General features: G+C 42.7%; 13 protein-coding genes and 1 pseudogene. 6 read left to right on the top strand and 8 right to left on the bottom strand.

Annotated elements, in window-relative coordinates:
- Positions 1-6: 6 nt before the first annotated feature.
- Together asnB (ACHZCY_RS16710) and ACHZCY_RS16705 are read right to left on the bottom strand one after the other, a co-directional pair.
- Positions 7-1,944, bottom strand: coding sequence for an asparagine synthase (glutamine-hydrolyzing) (asnB, locus tag ACHZCY_RS16710; RefSeq protein ID WP_319549715.1), 1,938 nt, complete (start codon positions 1,942-1,944; stop codon positions 7-9).
- Positions 1,945-2,145: 201 nt separating this feature from the next.
- The gene (locus ACHZCY_RS16705) at positions 2,146-2,277 is read right to left on the bottom strand and encodes a hypothetical protein (protein ID WP_319549714.1); all 132 of its coding nucleotides are present in this window, start codon (positions 2,275-2,277) and stop codon (positions 2,146-2,148) included.
- Positions 2,278-2,433: 156 nt separating this feature from the next.
- Here ACHZCY_RS16705 and ACHZCY_RS16700 point away from each other — a divergent pair, with 156 nt between their 5' ends.
- The 6 genes from ACHZCY_RS16700 to ACHZCY_RS16675 all read left to right on the top strand — a co-directional run bounded on the left by ACHZCY_RS16700 (position 2,434) and on the right by ACHZCY_RS16675 (position 10,013).
- Entirely contained in the window at positions 2,434-3,111 is a 678-nt protein-coding gene (locus ACHZCY_RS16700; protein WP_205222727.1) for a hypothetical protein, read from the top strand.
- A 30-nt stretch (positions 3,112-3,141) separates the two neighbouring features.
- The gene (locus tag ACHZCY_RS16695; protein ID WP_319549713.1) at positions 3,142-4,323 is read left to right on the top strand and encodes a glycosyltransferase; all 1,182 of its coding nucleotides are present in this window, start codon (positions 3,142-3,144) and stop codon (positions 4,321-4,323) included.
- Positions 4,323-6,200, top strand: coding sequence for an asparagine synthase (glutamine-hydrolyzing) (gene asnB, locus ACHZCY_RS16690; RefSeq protein ID WP_319549712.1), 1,878 nt, complete (start codon positions 4,323-4,325; stop codon positions 6,198-6,200). The genes ACHZCY_RS16695 and asnB (ACHZCY_RS16690) overlap by 1 nt, the downstream gene beginning before the upstream one ends.
- 57 nt (positions 6,201-6,257) lie before the next feature.
- Positions 6,258-7,784: an FAD-dependent oxidoreductase gene (locus ACHZCY_RS16685; protein WP_319549711.1), complete on the top strand. Its 1,527-nt coding sequence runs from the start codon at positions 6,258-6,260 to the stop codon at positions 7,782-7,784.
- A 437-nt stretch (positions 7,785-8,221) separates the two neighbouring features.
- Complete coding sequence (locus ACHZCY_RS16680; protein ID WP_205222731.1) at positions 8,222-9,031, top strand: class I SAM-dependent methyltransferase; 810 nt, start codon at positions 8,222-8,224, stop codon at positions 9,029-9,031.
- Entirely contained in the window at positions 9,024-10,013 is a 990-nt protein-coding gene (locus tag ACHZCY_RS16675) for an NAD-dependent epimerase/dehydratase family protein (protein WP_319549710.1), read from the top strand. Before ACHZCY_RS16680 ends, ACHZCY_RS16675 begins: the two co-directional genes overlap by 8 nt.
- On the opposite strand, the gene ACHZCY_RS16670 is transcribed toward ACHZCY_RS16675, so the two are convergent.
- From ACHZCY_RS16670 to ACHZCY_RS16645, 6 genes and pseudogenes are all read right to left on the bottom strand, one after another.
- Entirely contained in the window at positions 10,000-11,601 is a 1,602-nt protein-coding gene (locus tag ACHZCY_RS16670; protein ID WP_319549709.1) for an alpha/beta hydrolase, read from the bottom strand. The two genes, ACHZCY_RS16675 and ACHZCY_RS16670, sit on opposite strands and share 14 nt — an antisense overlap.
- A 553-nt stretch (positions 11,602-12,154) precedes the next feature.
- Complete coding sequence (locus tag ACHZCY_RS16665) at positions 12,155-12,754, bottom strand: hypothetical protein (protein ID WP_319549708.1); 600 nt, start codon at positions 12,752-12,754, stop codon at positions 12,155-12,157.
- Positions 12,755-12,885: 131 nt separating this feature from the next.
- Positions 12,886-14,013, bottom strand: coding sequence for a nucleotidyltransferase domain-containing protein (locus ACHZCY_RS16660; protein WP_319549707.1), 1,128 nt, complete (start codon positions 14,011-14,013; stop codon positions 12,886-12,888).
- Between the two features lie 12 nt (positions 14,014-14,025).
- On the bottom strand, positions 14,026-14,871 hold the full coding sequence (locus ACHZCY_RS16655) for a hypothetical protein (RefSeq protein WP_319549706.1): 846 nt from the start codon (positions 14,869-14,871) through the stop codon (positions 14,026-14,028).
- 29 nt (positions 14,872-14,900) lie between these two features.
- Complete coding sequence (locus ACHZCY_RS16650; protein WP_319549705.1) at positions 14,901-15,176, bottom strand: PqqD family protein; 276 nt, start codon at positions 15,174-15,176, stop codon at positions 14,901-14,903.
- A 586-nt stretch (positions 15,177-15,762) separates the two neighbouring features.
- Positions 15,763-16,699: pseudogene (locus tag ACHZCY_RS16645) on the bottom strand (IS1595 family transposase).
- Positions 16,700-16,875: the final 176 nt, after the last annotated feature.

Raw genomic sequence — 16,875 nt, 5'->3', positions numbered from 1 at the left:
ACACCGTTAATATTTTACGCCGTTTGCCGACTGACTAAGAGTTTCACTTACAGAGGCAGGATCTCGCTGTTCAATGTAGAGTTGGTGCCAAACTTCCATATTCAAAAGCATCCAGAGCCGAACATGGTTGTCCTCCTTGTTGTTGCGATGGTCTTCAACTAAAGAGCTCACATAATCTTTTTGAAACAGCCCTTCTCGGACAAAAAAGGAGTTCTCTAGCTGGTCGCGAACAAATGGATACAACTCATTGCGAAACCAATAGGCAACCGGAAACATAAAGCCTTGTTTCTGCCTACTGGTAATCTCCTTAGGCAGCTTCCTTTCGGCAAACTTACGCAAAATATATTTTAGCTGCCTCCCTTTAATCTTGATATTACTAGGAAACCTTGCCAAATATTCGACTAATTCATGGTCAAGAAAAGGTGAGCGTGCCTCAAGACTGAAAGCCATATTCATCCGATCGGTCAACATCAGTGTATGTTCTGACAGGCGAGTCATAAAATCGGCATAAAGCATTTTGTCTATTGAGTCTGTGGCGTTAGGTTTGTTATAATGCTCAACAATCACCTGATTTGAATCAATGTCAGCCAGTTTGCCCCACAGTTTTTCTGAAAAAAGCTGCTGTTTCTGGGTATGACTAAACCGGAAGAAAGCTGTAGCCTCTGCATAACGCTCTCCTTCATCAAAGTCTGACAATTGATCCATCCATCGTAATTTCTGCACCAGACTTTTGTAAGTAAAGCTGTCTGGAATAGTATGAAAAAGTGGGTGTAAGAGCTTTTTCCGGACAAACGATGGAAGCATATTATAGTAATTGATATACCCCACTCCCATATACCTATCGAATCCGGCAAACAGTTCATCGCCACCGTCTCCACCCATAACTACCTTCACATGTTGTGAAGCTAGTTTGGCGGCCTGAAACATACAGGCTGCAATTGAGTCGGACGGCTCGTCGAGGTGCCATACCATTTGTGGCATAAGTTGGATGAGATTTGCAGAAACGACCTCTTCTACATGTTGGGTGTGAAAAGTATCCGCAACCACTTTAGCAAAAGGCAACTCATTAAAATCCTGTTCTTTTACACCAATAGCAAAAGTTTTAAACACATCCGGATGAGCCTCTGCCATCAAGGCAACCACCGTACTGGTATCCATGCCCCCGCTAAGAAAAGCACCGACAGGCACATCACTAATCAAATGCGAAGTAACTGCTCGTCCAAGTTGTTCTTCTAGACCGTCTAAAAAATCTGTTTCTGTGTGCTGCAGCTTGTCGGTAAAGTTAAGATCCCAGTACCTTTTTACAGTGATTTTATCTTCTTTAACGAGGAGTGTACTCCCTGCTGGTAGTTTTTGGATACCTTCAAACATGGTATGAGGAGCAGGTATAAAACGCAGGGAAAGGTAATGATGGATGGCTGTATAATTGATGTTTCTCTCAACATTATCAGCAGCAAGTATTGCTTTTACCTCCGAACCAAAAAGGAACTCACCATTGACGTGACGATAAAACAACGGTTTTTGCCCGATACGGTCACGAGCAAGAAATAACTGTTTTTTATTATCATCCCAGATTGCAAAGGCAAACATCCCATTAAGTTTTTGGACACAATCTTGTCCCATTTCCTCATAGAGATGAACAATAACCTCAGTATCTGTATTGGTGCTGAATTGGTGGCCTTTCGAAAGCAGTTCTTTTTTTATTTCAGGAAAATTATAGATCTCACCGTTAAATACAATCCATATGGTTTGGTCTTCATTGGAGATGGGCTGCTTTCCAGAGGCCAAGTCGATAATGCTCAACCGCCTGTGGCCCAAGCCCACTTTACCCTGCACCCAGTACCCTTCATCATCAGGGCCTCTGTGAGCAATGGAACGTGCCATACTCTGCAGCTCGAGTAAAGAAACATTGGATCTGCCTAATTTACCAACAATACCACACATATTTTATTCCGATTATCCCAAACACTTTGAGCAAAAATATTAAAAAGAGATGTACTTCGAACAATTCAGCATAGTCCAGCTTGAAGGTGAGGACTTAACAAACTGCTTTATTTCAGTCAACTGGAACTTTTAAAGCAACTTACCATGGAAATGCCAAACATCAAAAAAATTTCATCAAAGCACCCCCGTCAACCCACCCAATTAGGCACGAATAGACAACGTACCATTTCTTATGCCTAAAACAGAAAAACCTTTTGCCCCCTCAACTAAACCATTGTTGATACGGTTAATCGCTTGACACTTCGACCCTTTTTGTTCATATTTCCCTGCCATTAAACACTCCCATTTACCGACATACCAATCATGCTATCTCAAAATATATTCGTTGATGCTCATGTACATATTCACGATCACTTTTCACTCAGCCGCCTTTTCCTGATTAGTTTACAAAATTTTCGAAAATATCATGATGCAAACATCACAGGCATAATGCATGGCTTTTTACTGCTAACAGAGTCATGCGGGGTAAACAAATTTGCTGATCTCAAAGAACATGGCGATCAATCAGGTAATTTTTCCATACACGATACAGGTGAAAGGGAAACCCTTAAAGTCACAACCCTGGGTGGACAAACTCTCTATGTAGTTGCAGGACGACAGATAGTCACAGCAGAGAAATTAGAAGTGCTTGCATTAGGTCTCGACGTAGAATACCCTGACGGCAATACTTTAAAAGAGACCCTTAAAGATCTCAACTCTACCAAATGCCTGCGTGTCCTCCCCTGGGGTGCGGGGAAATGGATAGGCAAAAGAGGCAAGATCATACAGTCACTTATCTCTACCTGGTCAGACGGACCGCTTTTTTTAGGTGACAATGGCAACCGTCCCTCTTGTTGGCCGTTACCACCAATATTTAGCGATGCTAAAACAAGAGGAATTTTCAACTTACCAGGCAGCGACCCGTTGCCATTCTCTGAACAGGAGAAAAAAGCAGGCAGTTTTGGCTTTAGCATTCCAGGAGAAGTTGACCCATCCAAGCCGTTTTCGTCGTTAAAGGAAGCCATCTTCTCCGCCCCAAATACTATTGACCCTTTTGGTACCCCCGAATCCTTACAGCCATTTATGAAACATCAAATCACAATGCAGATTGTCAAAAGGCGTCGATAATTCCTTCTTCCACAACCATTTCCAATTACCATGAAACTACTTGTCGTTGCACCACAACCTTTCTTTTCTCCGCGCGGAACCCCGTTCAGTGTCTATTACCGGACTCTTATAAGCGTAGAGTTGGGTTGTGAGATAGATTTCCTGACCTATGGACAGGGTGAGAATGTAGACATACCAAATGTACGTTTTTACCGTACTCCCCCTTTCAGTTTTTTAGGCCCCATTAAGCTTGGCCCGTCAGCTCTCAAACTGTTTCACGATATTTTTATTTTCTTTTGGATGCTCTGGCTGCTCATTCGCAATAAATATGACGTTGTCCATGTACATGAAGAAGCCGTTTTTTTCGCGACCTTTTTAAAACCTCTCTTCCGCTTTAAGCTCCTGTATGACATGCATTCAAGCCTTCCTCAGCAGCTCACTAACTTTAATTTTACAAAAAGCAAATTTCTCATCAATACCTTCCGCTGGTTGGAGGATAAAAGCTTAGCAAAAAGCGAAGCTATAATTACCATCTGCCCAGACCTTTTCGACTATGTCAACAAGGTCCTTCCTGGTAACAATAAAAACTTTCTTATTGAAAACTCTATCCTTGAACCGGTTCGTATAGCAGGCTGCTCCACGGTACAGAATGAAGAAGCGAATGCTCTCCCTGTTGCAATACCAGCTACATTCAAACACATTGCAGTATATGCTGGGACTCTTGAGTCGTATCAGGGAATAGATCTACTTATTGATGCGATACCGTTGATTAAAGAAAAAAATCCTGATATCGGTTTTGTCATTGTTGGGGGGACCCGAGAACAGGTTGAAAAATTCCAAAGGCAGGCCAATGCATTAAATGTAACAGACAATGTCATCTTCACAGGTCGAGTTGCACAAAATATTGCCAGAACATACAGCAATCTTGCTACAATCTTGCTCTCCCCACGAAGCAGCGGCACCAATACTCCATTAAAAATATACGAACAATTAGCATCCTCAATCCCTCTGGTAGCCACTGCAATATATTCCCACACCCAAGTGCTTACAGATGACGTAGCATTTTTAGTAGAACCAACGCCACAAGATATCGCCCGCGGTGTCCTGGAAGCAACGAATCCCAACGGTGCTGGTAAAGAAAAAGCGATTAATGCTCTCAATCTTTACAATAAAGAGTACGCCCGCCCGGTCTATGTTAAAAAGTTACAAACCGTTTTGGAGTACCTCTCCTAATGTGCGGCATAGCAGGCTTTGTTCGCTTTTGCGGCGAAAATAAAACATCGGACACTAACTGCTTAGAAGAAATGGTGCAAACTCTCTATCACAGAGGGCCGGATGAAAAAGGTTTAGCAATACACCACGGTGTAGCAATGGGAATGCGACGCCTGGCAATCATAGACCTCAGTGGTGGAACTCAGCCTATTTATAACGAAGACAAAAGCATCTGGACTGTTTTTAACGGTGAGATCTATAATTTTCCACAGCTAAAAAAAGAACTCCAGCAGTATGGGCATATTTTCCGTACTGACAGTGACACCGAAGTAATTGTTCATGGATACGAACAGTGGGGAGCTGATTTTGTAAAACGCCTTAACGGTATGTTTGCTATCGCTCTGCACGACATGAATAAAAAGTGTTTCATTCTAGCACGCGACCACCTGGGAATAAAACCCCTCTACTTCTCCTTTCAGAAAGACCGATTACTGTTTGGATCAGAAATCAAGGCATTACTTACTACGCCCTGGGTTCAACGATCTCTCAACATGGAAGCTCTTGCAGAGTTTCTGGCGTGGGAATATACTCCAGGTACAGCTACCCTCTTTAAGGATATACAAAAGTTGCTGCCTGGGCAGTTGCTACACATAAACCTGAACGCACCCCAATGTTCACCAAAAAGTTTTTGGGACATTCCTCTTTCTTCTCCTCTATCACCATCTCTTTCTGAACATGAGTGGGAAGAAAAAATTCTCGCCCAGGTTCAAGCATCCACCCAGATGCAAATGATCAGCGATGTTCCGCTTGGTGCCTTTTTATCAGGTGGTGTCGACTCCTCACTCATTGCCGCATGCATGGGGAAAGTCCAAACATTCAGCATAGGCTTTGATGACCCCACATACAACGAACTTACGTGGGCAAGAAAAGTCGCAGATCATATAGGCGTTGAACATAGAGACGAGATAATCCGCCCTGATATTGTCAGCCTTTTTGATCAACTGATGCACTTTATGGATGATCCTATTGGTGATTTCTCTATTTTCCCGACCTTTCTCGTCTCTCAGCTTGCGAGACGTCATGTAACGGTTGCCTTGAGTGGTGACGGTGGAGATGAGCTTTTTGCAGGGTATGAAAGCTACCTTGCTCAAGAAAAAGCCCGCATATACCAGCGAATCCCTGCCTGGATGCGCCAAAGCCTTATTGAACCGATTATTTCCGGCCTCAAACCAAGCCCGCAAAAAAAAGGCCTGGTAAACAAAGCAAAAAGGTTCATTGAGGGTGCTGCCTACCCAGAATCCCTCTCTCATGCGAGATGGCGACTTTTTGTCAGCGACACCCTAAGAGAAAATTTACTTTCGCCTGATGCTCTGCAACAGGTGAAAAATCCTGCAGCACACCATATTGAACAACTTTTTCAACAGGCCGGCAACAGGGGAGAACTTGACCAAAGCCTCTATGTTGATGTCAAGAGCTACCTCAGCGACAATATACTCACAAAAGTGGACCGTATGTCCATGGCTGTCAGCTTGGAAACGAGAGTCCCTTTACTGGACAAAGACCTTGTTGAGATGGCCTTTCAGGTACCTGAAAACTTCAAACTTTCAGGCAATGAAACCAAATCCATATTAAAAAAGGTTGCCAGTCGACTAGTACCCAAAGAGTGTATCTATCGTCCCAAAGAAGGTTTTTCGATTCCTATAAAACATTGGCTGAATACTGAGTTCAAGCCATTAATGGACGAACACCTCAATAAACAATCAATTGACCAGGGCGGCATTTTCCAATGGCCGACAATTAAACGTCTTAAACAGGAGCATAGCTCCGGACAAGCCAACCACAGTCATATTCTCTGGGCACTTATCGTTTTCCATGACTGGAACAAACGTTGGTGTTGACCATGATAAACCAACTACTGTAACCAACTTCCCTCCAACCCTTTTAGCAACTCCATTATGGCTACTATCACTAGAGAACCACGCTTAGCAACCCAGACTCATTATGACCTTATTATTATCGGAGGGGGTATATACGGCGTTGCGCTTGCCTACACAGCTTCTCAGATGGGGTTAACAAACCTGGTCATCGAAAAAAAAGATTTTGGATGGTCGACTACATACAACCATCTGCGAACAGTGCACGGAGGACTACGCTATCTCCAGACTCTTGATTTACACCGTTTCAAAGAATCTGTAGCAGAAAGACACTGGTTCCTCAAAGAATTTCCAGGCCTGGTTAGGCCTTTACCCTGTCTCATGCCTCTATACGGCAATGGTCCGTACCGACCATCTGTTTTTAAGATGGCTCTTCTTGCTAACGATTTCCTCTCTCGAAAAAGAAATGAGTCTGTTGCACCCGGCCAAGAACTGAATAATGGCCAAGTTATATCTCCTGAACAAGTAGTCAATTTTTTCCCACAGGTAGACCGTGAAGGTTTAAAGGGTGGAGCAGTTTGGTATGATGGAGGCATGCCATTTTCTCAACTGCTTATTATGGAAATGCTTCAGAGAGCATGCGCCAATAAAACCACAGCCCTTAATTACATGGAAGCTGAAGACATCGTTGCCAGCAAGCAAAAGGTATGCGGAGTCAAATGTCGTGACCAAGAAACCGGTGCTTTTTTAGAATTTAAAAGTCCTCGCATCATTAATGCGACAGGTCCCTGGTGCAGAGATCTTGCTGCCAAATTTCATGATGACGACCCAGATCTTTTCAAGTATTCCATAGCCTGGAACGTTCTTTTTGATCGTCCTTCACTTTCAGACTATTCTTTAGCCATCAAGCCCAAGCGTCCCAACAGCAGCATGTACTTTGTGCACGGTTTTAACGGGAGACTCATGGGAGGCACTATCCATTCCCCTTGGGATAAGGTTTGTGATAATCCTCAACCTTCATTACAGGATGTTGCAGCGTACATAGATGACCTTAATTTGACTGTCCCAGGTCTAAAGTTAAAACAGAAAGATGTCCTTCAAATCTATTCCGGCCTGCTACCGGCTCAGGAACAGGGTACAGCTAAACTCGCCAATCGCCCAATCATTAAGGATCATGGCGCATCCGGTGGCCCTCAAGGAATATATACTGTCTCCGGCGTTAAATTCACAACAGCCAGGCTCGTTGCAGAGCAGGCCTTGCACACAATTTTCCCTCATTTCAAAAAAAATGCGGCTCAACCGGACGTTGCCTCATCCATTCAATCAACGGCGGAACCAGATGGGCTTTTCAGCTATGACTGGTATCCAGAAGCAGGTGATGAGCAATGGCAAGAAAGACTCAGCCGCATCATAAGTAACCAGTCCGTACACCATCTTGAAGATCTTATACTTCGCAGGACTACCCTTGGTGACAATCCCCACAGGGCACTCGACATCGCTCCACAGATTACGGCTCTTTTTCCATGGGACGCAGAACGGAAAAAACAGGAATTAGAAAACATGACGACCTATTTTCAGTCGAGAAACACAAAAAGTTATGGCTCGTAAAGTTAATTTTCTCTTTTTTGCTTCAAAAGCATCCATAACCTCTAAACTCCTTCAGCCCAAATTTCTCATAAACTTTTTGATTTTAAACTCAATCAATTGATATTATTGATTAAAGAGTAATAGTACAATTAACAGTCCGTTTTTTGTTTTTAATCAAAAAGTTCCCCCTTCGGGTCAATAGATTTTTCCGCAGGATCTACGTTACAAACCACTTGCGGTAGTTTACTATCGGAGTCTACCTTACCTGCTACGTAATTTGTGCCTTGCTCTGCGAAAAACTTCATTGATGAGAAATTTGGGCTAGCTTTTTCTTTACGACAATGTTTGCCTTCTATTACGGTGATATGTTAGCAATACTGACTACATTGTTATTTTTTTCGATAAAAATATCGCCTTTATCCACTCTTTAAACATTATTCTATTAAATGAGCGCAGCAATGACGGATACACTTCCTTGGCAAATTCGCATGTTTCGAAAAACACTCAAGAAACAAATGCGGTTACGTGAGCTGACAAATCTTTTAACCCCCATTCAAAACGATGAAAAATGTCTTTTAGTCACATGCGGTGATAACAATGGAGCAATGAACTATTACCTCCGGGAACTTGGCGGTAAATGGTCATGGGCAGAGCTTGAGGAACAGTCGCTTGAAGAGATGAAAGAACTACTTCAAGAAGATGTCCTTCGAGGCAGCTATGAAAAACTCGACTATGAAGACCAATATTTTGACCGTGTTGTTTCCATAGATTGCCTGGAACATATTGAGGACCCTGTACTTTTCACAAATGAACTCCACCGCATCACAAAAATTGGTGGACGGGTTATTATAACAATTCCGGGGGGGGACCAAAGTAAGGTTGTCAATAAACTTAAAAACGTAGTTGGTATGACCAAAGAATCATATGGTCATATCCGTGACGGCTTGACCGTTGCCGAGCTTCAACCTATCATGAAAAATGCAGGATACACACCGTTAAAAAATGTCACCTTCTCACGTTTCTTCACTGAGATGGTCGAACTCATCATCAACGTCCTGTATGTGAAAATACTTTCTAAAAAATCGGAAGCTAAAGTCGAAGAAGGGACTATTGCCCCGGCGACCAAGGATCAATTGAAATCAGTTGAAAAGTCCTACAAAATGTATGCGATTGCCTATCCATTTTTCAAGGCGATTTCTTCATTGGATGTTCTACTTTCCTGGTCGGAAGGTTACGTAACAATGACAGAGGGGAAACGGGATGCCTGATGAGGTTAAAAAAATTCTAGTGACTGGTGCCGGCGGTTTTCTTGGGTATCACATGGCCAACTTTCTCAGTGATCAAGGATACACCGTTACAGGGATGGACGTTCATTTTCCAGAAACCACACCCGACGGAAGCAAGCCGCGATTTCAAACTGTTCATTCAGACTTCAGAAAATGGGAGGTTACCAAAAAAGCCCTTGAAGGTGCTGACATAGTTTATCACTTTGCAAGTGCTCACCTGCAGATCAGCCTCGATGAGGCTGAGTACTGGGATATTAATGTCCGCAGCATGCCGACTTTACTCAAAGCAGCCAAAGCAGCAGGATGCAAACGATTCATCCATGTAAGTTCTGTGGGGGCCTATGGAAAACTTACAGAAATTCCTGCAAACGAAGAAACCGTTTGTCACCCCCAATCCACCTATGGAGAAACAAAACTGGCCGGCGAGCAGGAAGTTATTTCCACCTGCAAGGAACTGGACTTACCGTTTGTCATCCTGAGACCGGCATGGATATACGGACTGGGGTGTCCCCGCACAGCAAAACTACATCGCATGCTTAAGAAAAAACGTTTCATTATGATTGGCAAAGGCCTCAATAAAAGGCATCCAATGTATATAAAAGATATGCTGAAGGCATTCCGGCTTGCCATGGATAGTGACCCGGCACTTGGTGAAACGATGATAATAGGCGGAGATCAGATTATTACCACCAAAGAGCTCGTCGAAACCTTTTCCAATAAACTTCATATTCCAGGGCCGCTCATTACCCTTCCCTATCAGGTTGGAGTAATTCTGGCAACTGTAGTAGAGACCCTGTTTGGGATCTTAGGCAAAGAACCGCCACTATCAAGAAGAACCCTCGAATTTTTTGACACAGACAATGGATTTGATGTCTCAAAATCAAAAAGACTACTCGCCTTTACACCGCAGTATTCTTTTAAAGAGGGTGTTGCAGACTACGCCGAGGAATTCAGCAGGTTGTAAACCGGGTCATACCAAAAAGCCAATCAAGGATATTGCGCAGATAATCAGACCAACGTGGTTTACCTGTAACCGTTTCCACATACCAGTTATCCACAAGTGTTGTCAGTTGTTCCATTGTAGAAGGGTTATAGAGGATCTGTCCGTTGCGAGCACTGACATTACAATTATGATCAGCCTTGTATAACGTCTTGTATTTTTTCGGAAAACTACTTTCTTTAGCATAACAACGCAAAAAATCCTTGTCAGCCGCAGGTTCCCTCTGTCCATCGACAAACAACACAGGTTTATGGTGCCAGCTCCTCAATTTTGGCCGCATGTGCACCATATCCCTTGCCAGAATGCCCTTCAACCAGAGCTCTTTTGTATACCACTCTGGAAAGGTTGCTCGTCCATACTGCTGTTGCCCGATATGATGCGCCCAATGCCAAAAAAAATCACGATCCGGAGGATAGTGAAATCGTTCCCACACCCGCCGTGGCGGACCTACAAGGACAACAGTACTTACTTGATCGGACTCCATGCCTACCCGTAAAGCCGGATCGGCGCCCATGGAATGCCCTATCACCCCTATCTGGTCTGATTTAACCAAAGGAAGATCTGCCAAATAGGTGATGGCCGCACGGGTTTCCATCTCCAAATCAACCCTTCGAGCTACCTCCCCAGCAAAGGGATCTTCAGAATGACCGTAGCCTGCAAAGTCTATTGTCATCACCAAATACCCTTTTAAAGCAAACTCCTGCGCCATTACCTGATACAAAGGAAACATCTGACCTGCCGGATAATTCCCATGAAGAAGCAGTAATGCTGGTATTTTTCCTTTTGTGTCTTTTGCCCTATATACTCTCGCACTAATTTTCAATCCATCCTTTCTTTGAAAGGAAAGTGCCTGCCTGTCAAAATCTTTTTTATATGCTTGAATAACCTGGTTACCTTGGTCACCAATCAAAGATTTTTTTCCTACCACTTCCAACCAACAATAGACCCCTGCACAACACCAGATAATAATTGCTAAAACTATACAGACGTTATGTACCCATATCTTTAACAAAGTTGGTTGTATAGAAAATTTGCAATAAGGTCTCCCTCTCTTTCTAACAAGATTCCATGAAAATCGAGATTGAAAAACCACCAGAGGGTACATCATAAAAACTAAGGCAAACACCAGCCCTGGAGAAACAGCAATGCTGGAAAGAAATGAACGGTTCACATTCACCAGAACCTGTGGATCGGGCTGTTGCCATGTGACGAGAGCACTCCCTTTACTATCAACTGTTAATAAACTGATGTCTCTCAATTCTTTGAGTTTATCTGGCTCTATAACAACAACTTCATCCTTTGTATCAACAAGAGCAAGGTGCTCTATGTTTACTTGATTTCCCTTACCCTCAAAATCTACTCTTAACTTACGCACTCGTGTGGATGGCAGGGAATAACGAATAGACTGGCTTTGAAACCCACCGCGGAGCTGCTGTTTTACACTGACTTGCTCTGAGAACCCACTGCCTGTATCAAAGAACACTTGAACAACCGTCGGAGAATCTGCGGCAGCTTGCAACAAAAGATAGGATTCTTGTTTAGGTGGGCTCAAAAAAACTGCGAGAATTAAAGCAATAGCAGTAGAGAGAAAAAAACACCACACGAGTGAAGGAGGATGAAGAAATAACTTATTTTTCATTGCACTAGTAAATAACACCGCCAGCTATTGACACAGTAAAAAATGTGCCCCAAAAGCGTTAATCACACTTTAGACATCTACTCACTGGTCTACCTAAATTTTCGAGATAAGCTGCACTTTAAACAAAACGATAGGTTTGAGAAATAAATATCTTTGCAGCACCCATGGTGATAGATGATTCGCGAGCAAGATTAATTAATTAAAGGGTGTTGCTAACAATATAACGTGAGTGAAAAAATCTCCGGGGGGGACATCGATGTAAAAACAGGCTAACCCGACTTCGCGATACAGCTCACTTAAAAGTCAGCCTCACGCTTAAGACAAGAACAGACGAGATGTTTACATAACAATACAAGGATATAAGGAAATAAACATTACTTGACCAACTGCTAGGAGTGACTACTAATTTTCTTCATATAACCGGGCCCCCAAAAACCTTATGAGGACCCAGTTAATCTATTAAAGGTTAATAGTAGATCGTTATAGATCTAGCGGAGCTACCTGGCTTAGCATAGACTTCCATCTTGTGGACGTCTTTATGATACGTGTAGTTGCCACCAGGCCTATAGCCCATCCCTCCTTGATTAACGTCTTTTTTCGTATCTGGAACGTACAGCACTTCGCCAGAGTCAAACACTATCTTAAGAGACGGTCCGTATTGTGGACCAAGTTTATCGGAAACAAACTTTGACCTGATCACACCATCGATATATATGGGTCCGGTTCGGCTAATTGTTTCAGAGTTACTGCTTTCAGGCTCTTCTTCAGCTGCTTCATCTGCCCCAGTAACTCTTTCAATTTCTGCTTCTACGTCTTCAACAGCTGCTTGAAGAGTTGCTTCAAGACCACTCGTTGTTGCATGTGCTGGTAGAGAACCAAATTCTACCAGTGGTGTCGTCCATTTGTCAGGGATAACACTGCAACAGGCCAGCGCTGTAGATCCCACAGCAATTTTACGAACAATTTTCCTTCTCTTGTGATCTACTTCTGCCGATCTATCAAACGATACCTGCTCTTCTGTATACTCTTCTGGAACTGTTGGCACTTTGTCAACATTTCTACTCATCAGCTACCTCATGCATTAAAGGAATAGTCAATTTTTAAAGACCATACCAATCTACACAAAAAACACCAATAATCAAGGTATTTCCACATGTTAAAGAATACTTATTGAAACCATTGCCTTTTCCAACGATCTCACTTTGTAGTAGCAGAAGAATGCCAAAATGTTTTCGCCCAACGCCAAAGAGTACGAGGATGATCAACAAATCGAATTTTGTAATATTCAGGACCAGTTAAGCAACCATAGTACATCTGTACCCACCACTGTGAAGGCCATATTGTATCTTTGGCATATTCGACTAGGCCATGAGCAGAAGCTTCCTTTACCGCTCTTAACGGCCACCCTGCATAAGGTTTTCCCACATTATCTGGTTTTTTTTCGACATCCATGGATAGGGCTTCCTTCACTACAGGGTCCCAAGGAGTCAAAAAATGCAAGCGCGATAAAACAATAAATACCGAAGGGAAAACAACCCGGACTTTATCCCAGTCAATTAGTTCATAACACTGTTCAACAAGAGAGACGAGATCAGCAACATGTATCAGCCGGAATGGTTCGTACGTCAGCGGTGAGCGAAAACCATGCAAGTAAACATAATACAAGGTGTCTTCCAAGCTGAGACTAGAAGCACTGAACCCATTAATTGAAAAGTTCATTGCCGATTCTTTCAACTTTTCATAGGTCATCCATTGATGATGCAGTTGTTTGGGCAGCAATTCACGATGGATCTCAATAGATATCGGCAAACCTTGAACAACTTTGACCAAAGGTACAAGGTGGTGATGGTCATCCCCTATTGCCGGATGTGCAGCAGGCAAAAATCCGATTTTAAACAATAAGTGTTGCGCATGATCAACATCTTCTCTTTTAACCAGAATGTCTATATCCCGCATAGGTCGGTAACATGGATCTTGATAAATAACATGACCGAGAGCACTCCCTTTGAGTAGAAGCGATTCAACACCGTTTTCATGAAAAATCGTCAGGATTTCAATTAGAGTATTATTGCGGATTGCAGTAGACTTTTTCTGCCTCAGATAGAGGCTTTGGAGCAGACGCCTAGCGTGCAAAGGAAGAGTATAAGTTGTCGAAGCAAGATGCTTGTAAAGAAGAGGAGCTATACCCTGTCTTTCCGCTTCACAAATCAACTCTTCCCAATTCCACAATTCGCCATCAGCACTATCTAGAAGACCCGTTAATCTACGGTATATTTGATCATGGCCAACATCACGTGAACAGAGTGCAAGTATCGTACGAATCATGGGCTATGGATTTCACTTACGTCCAAGAGTGCTAAAAAGATCTTCGACCACTTTACCGAACTCATTAAAATTACTGTAAGTAATCTGATAAGCTGGTAACGATCGAGCCATATTAACTATTTCTCTAAACCCGTGTCCTTTCAAATTGCGAGCATTTGCACAACAAGCCATGAGCCGGGTACTAACCTGTGCTCCTGAAAGTTTCTCTAAGCGTGCTGGTATATCACTTTTATAGGTGGGGAATACTATCAAACCCGGTGACAGTGAAGAGACGGCATAATCAGCATTAAGGAGTCGATGAGGAACAATTGCCCCCCATTCATCTTTTAAAATAGTATGCTTATGCCCGGTAATTTCGGCAATAATTGGTTCAACAGACCCGTGTTTCAAACAAATGGGCCGTGTAAAGGAAACAACTCTGGATAGATCACATTCATGCAAAAATACGAGTTCATCCGTAGCATAAGAAAACCCATGAGCAGTAAGCCAAGCAACAGCTGAACTTTTCCCTGCGCCACTCTCTCCAGGAAGTAAAATGAATTTCCCCTGGTAGGAGATAGCTCCAGCATGCAGGGCTATTCCAATATTGTTATAATTAAGCAGGTTAAAAATAACCACATCATAGAGAACAGCGGCCGCCTTTACCCCTAGAGTCCCTTCAAACAAAAGCCCTTTTGTTGAAAAAATCGCATACGTATTGGGCTCACTTCTACGAACAAATGTCAACTCTAATTCATACTCCTCAAAGAGCTGCGACGACAAGTCACTAAACAAAAAATCAATAAATGCAGCGACATCATCGGAATCATAACAAATTTTAACATGGCGTCCGGCAAAACCGACTCCGAATATCTGCATATGCACAAACTCCAACTGTTGAGATGCAATCAATCTTCCAAACGGGCAAGCCCATGGTCAACGAGCTGACCAACAACTGTAATTACATCTTTTTCAATGGTGGAACTGTGATCAGGGTAAGCCTGTTTAAGCAGGTCTATAATATCGGCAACCCTATGAGTCCCATCGCATAATTCCCAAATCAACGCACCACTTTCATTCAGGTACAGTGATGTGGTCAAAGAAGGGTGATAGACAGCGATATCATTATCAATTCGCTCTAATATGAAATCTGGTTTAAGGCAAACACGCTTGTAAAAATCCATATAATGTTACCAATAGTATGGTACAGTGACATTGAGAGATTATCGCAATTAAACAATGATTATGTTACAAATAAAGATCTTGCCACGAAAAATAAAACACTCGAACATCTTTTGCTTAGTTAAACAACATTAAGTTTAAAACATGAAGCATATATTATGCGCTCATAGACTTAAGAATCGGTTACAAAATCTCAGAGTGAGTTTGAGCCCATATTGATAATCGGGGCAAGCAGATTGCAAATTCAGGGAAAGTCTATAGCAAAAATTTTGGACAAGCCAGGCTGCGGAATCATAACGTCTACGATCTGTACCCGATGCACATGGGAAGGGGTGTGATCTACTTGGCGATTACGCTAACTTAACATTCAATTAGATCATGTATTTTTTCTGGTAAAGATCCCTCCCACGGTCTCAATATCGTTTTTGTGGGTACGTTAAAAGGCAGAATAGCAATTCGGACATTTAATAAGTCTCGCAACCTGTAGAATAGACCCTATTTGATTCATCATTTCTGGTCACGTTACTACGATGTTTAAACCATTGGTCTTGCTGCTAACATGATAAAAAAATCTGATTACCCGCAAAGCTAAGCCACTTTTAAGAGCCTGCGTTGGAAGGGTGGAGTTCTAAGCGCAACATAAGAGAATCTGGGTATCAATTGGCGTAAATCAAATCTGCGGTTAAAACGATAACAAAATTCTGCAAAGTATCCATAGAAATGTTTTTTGCTAACAGCATGAAAAATATCATGAAGAGCTCTTTTCACATTGGCAATCATTGTATTGACCCATTTGAACTCAGCAATCTCGACAATATCTGCTCCGCCTCCAGTAATTATGATCTTGTGGTCAAACCCTGCTTCGTCAAGGCCGTTAAAACACTTGAGACCGTCAGAGATAACTTTATCCCCCACGCAAAGGTGCTTGGCAGCCGAGTTTGTAATGGTCTCCTTTGAAAAAGCCTCTATTCGACTAAAACGCATTTTAATTGGATGCCCTTGCTCATTGGTGGATACGGTAGCAATGAAAGGCAGTTTACCGGTGGCGCCACGTCCCCTGCGGCCATCACGCTTTTGCCTCCCCAATAAGCATCATCGAGTTGGATAACACAAGAAACTATGGGTTTACTGTCGTCACGCTCCTTCATGACCTGCTGTATTTTGTGTTTCATTAAAAAAGCAGTGTTATAAGATACGCCGCTCATTCTTTTCAGGCTCAAAGCTGAAACACTAACTTTTGATTGGGTGATGAAATAGATGCCGAGAAACCAGGTCGCCAATGGAACTTGGTTGAATCAAATATCGTCCCTGCTGTCACAGATGTCTGAGTTCGGCACCGATTACATTGAAAAAGCTTTCTCGAATGTAAAGAACAGTAGCGGTCATGCCCACATTCGGGACATATGAACCCATTGGGCCATCGCTATTGGAATAGAGGGTTGTGGCATTGCTCTTAAGTTCCATGTTGTGAAAGTAATTCCGGCAAACTGAGACCTTGTTGGAATTGAGTGGTATTCTTAGCCATGCATACCTCTTGGTCGTTGTAGTTTGGAGGTATTTTACCAAAGGGGATTGCTCACAGAGTGACTACCCCCCCAAAAAAATGGCTGAGCTTTATAAGTAATCAGATAAGAAAAAGTTCAACAGTAAGATGAGTGTGGCTTGCAATAAGCCGCGATGATTGAGGTTAGAACGCTGTAT

This window comes from Desulfogranum marinum, assembly GCF_963675105.2.
Lineage (GTDB): Bacteria > Desulfobacterota > Desulfobulbia > Desulfobulbales > Desulfobulbaceae > Desulfogranum > Desulfogranum marinum.
This window is presented reverse-complemented; position numbering and strand designations above follow the sequence as displayed.

Coding starts and splice junctions, on each gene's coding strand:
- asnB (WP_319549715.1), bottom strand. CDS start 1,944: ATGTGTGGTATTGTTGGTAAATTAGGCAGATCCAATGTTTCTTTACTC.
- ACHZCY_RS16705 (WP_319549714.1), bottom strand. CDS start 2,277: ATGGCAGGGAAATATGAACAAAAAGGGTCGAAGTGTCAAGCGATTAAC.
- ACHZCY_RS16700 (WP_205222727.1), top strand. CDS start 2,434: ATGCATGGCTTTTTACTGCTAACAGAGTCATGCGGGGTAAACAAATTT.
- ACHZCY_RS16695 (WP_319549713.1), top strand. CDS start 3,142: ATGAAACTACTTGTCGTTGCACCACAACCTTTCTTTTCTCCGCGCGGA.
- asnB (WP_319549712.1), top strand. CDS start 4,323: ATGTGCGGCATAGCAGGCTTTGTTCGCTTTTGCGGCGAAAATAAAACA.
- ACHZCY_RS16685 (WP_319549711.1), top strand. CDS start 6,258: ATGGCTACTATCACTAGAGAACCACGCTTAGCAACCCAGACTCATTAT.
- ACHZCY_RS16680 (WP_205222731.1), top strand. CDS start 8,222: ATGACGGATACACTTCCTTGGCAAATTCGCATGTTTCGAAAAACACTC.
- ACHZCY_RS16675 (WP_319549710.1), top strand. CDS start 9,024: ATGCCTGATGAGGTTAAAAAAATTCTAGTGACTGGTGCCGGCGGTTTT.
- ACHZCY_RS16665 (WP_319549708.1), bottom strand. CDS start 12,754: ATGAGTAGAAATGTTGACAAAGTGCCAACAGTTCCAGAAGAGTATACA.
- ACHZCY_RS16660 (WP_319549707.1), bottom strand. CDS start 14,013: ATGATTCGTACGATACTTGCACTCTGTTCACGTGATGTTGGCCATGAT.
- ACHZCY_RS16655 (WP_319549706.1), bottom strand. CDS start 14,871: ATGCAGATATTCGGAGTCGGTTTTGCCGGACGCCATGTTAAAATTTGT.
- ACHZCY_RS16650 (WP_319549705.1), bottom strand. CDS start 15,176: ATGGATTTTTACAAGCGTGTTTGCCTTAAACCAGATTTCATATTAGAG.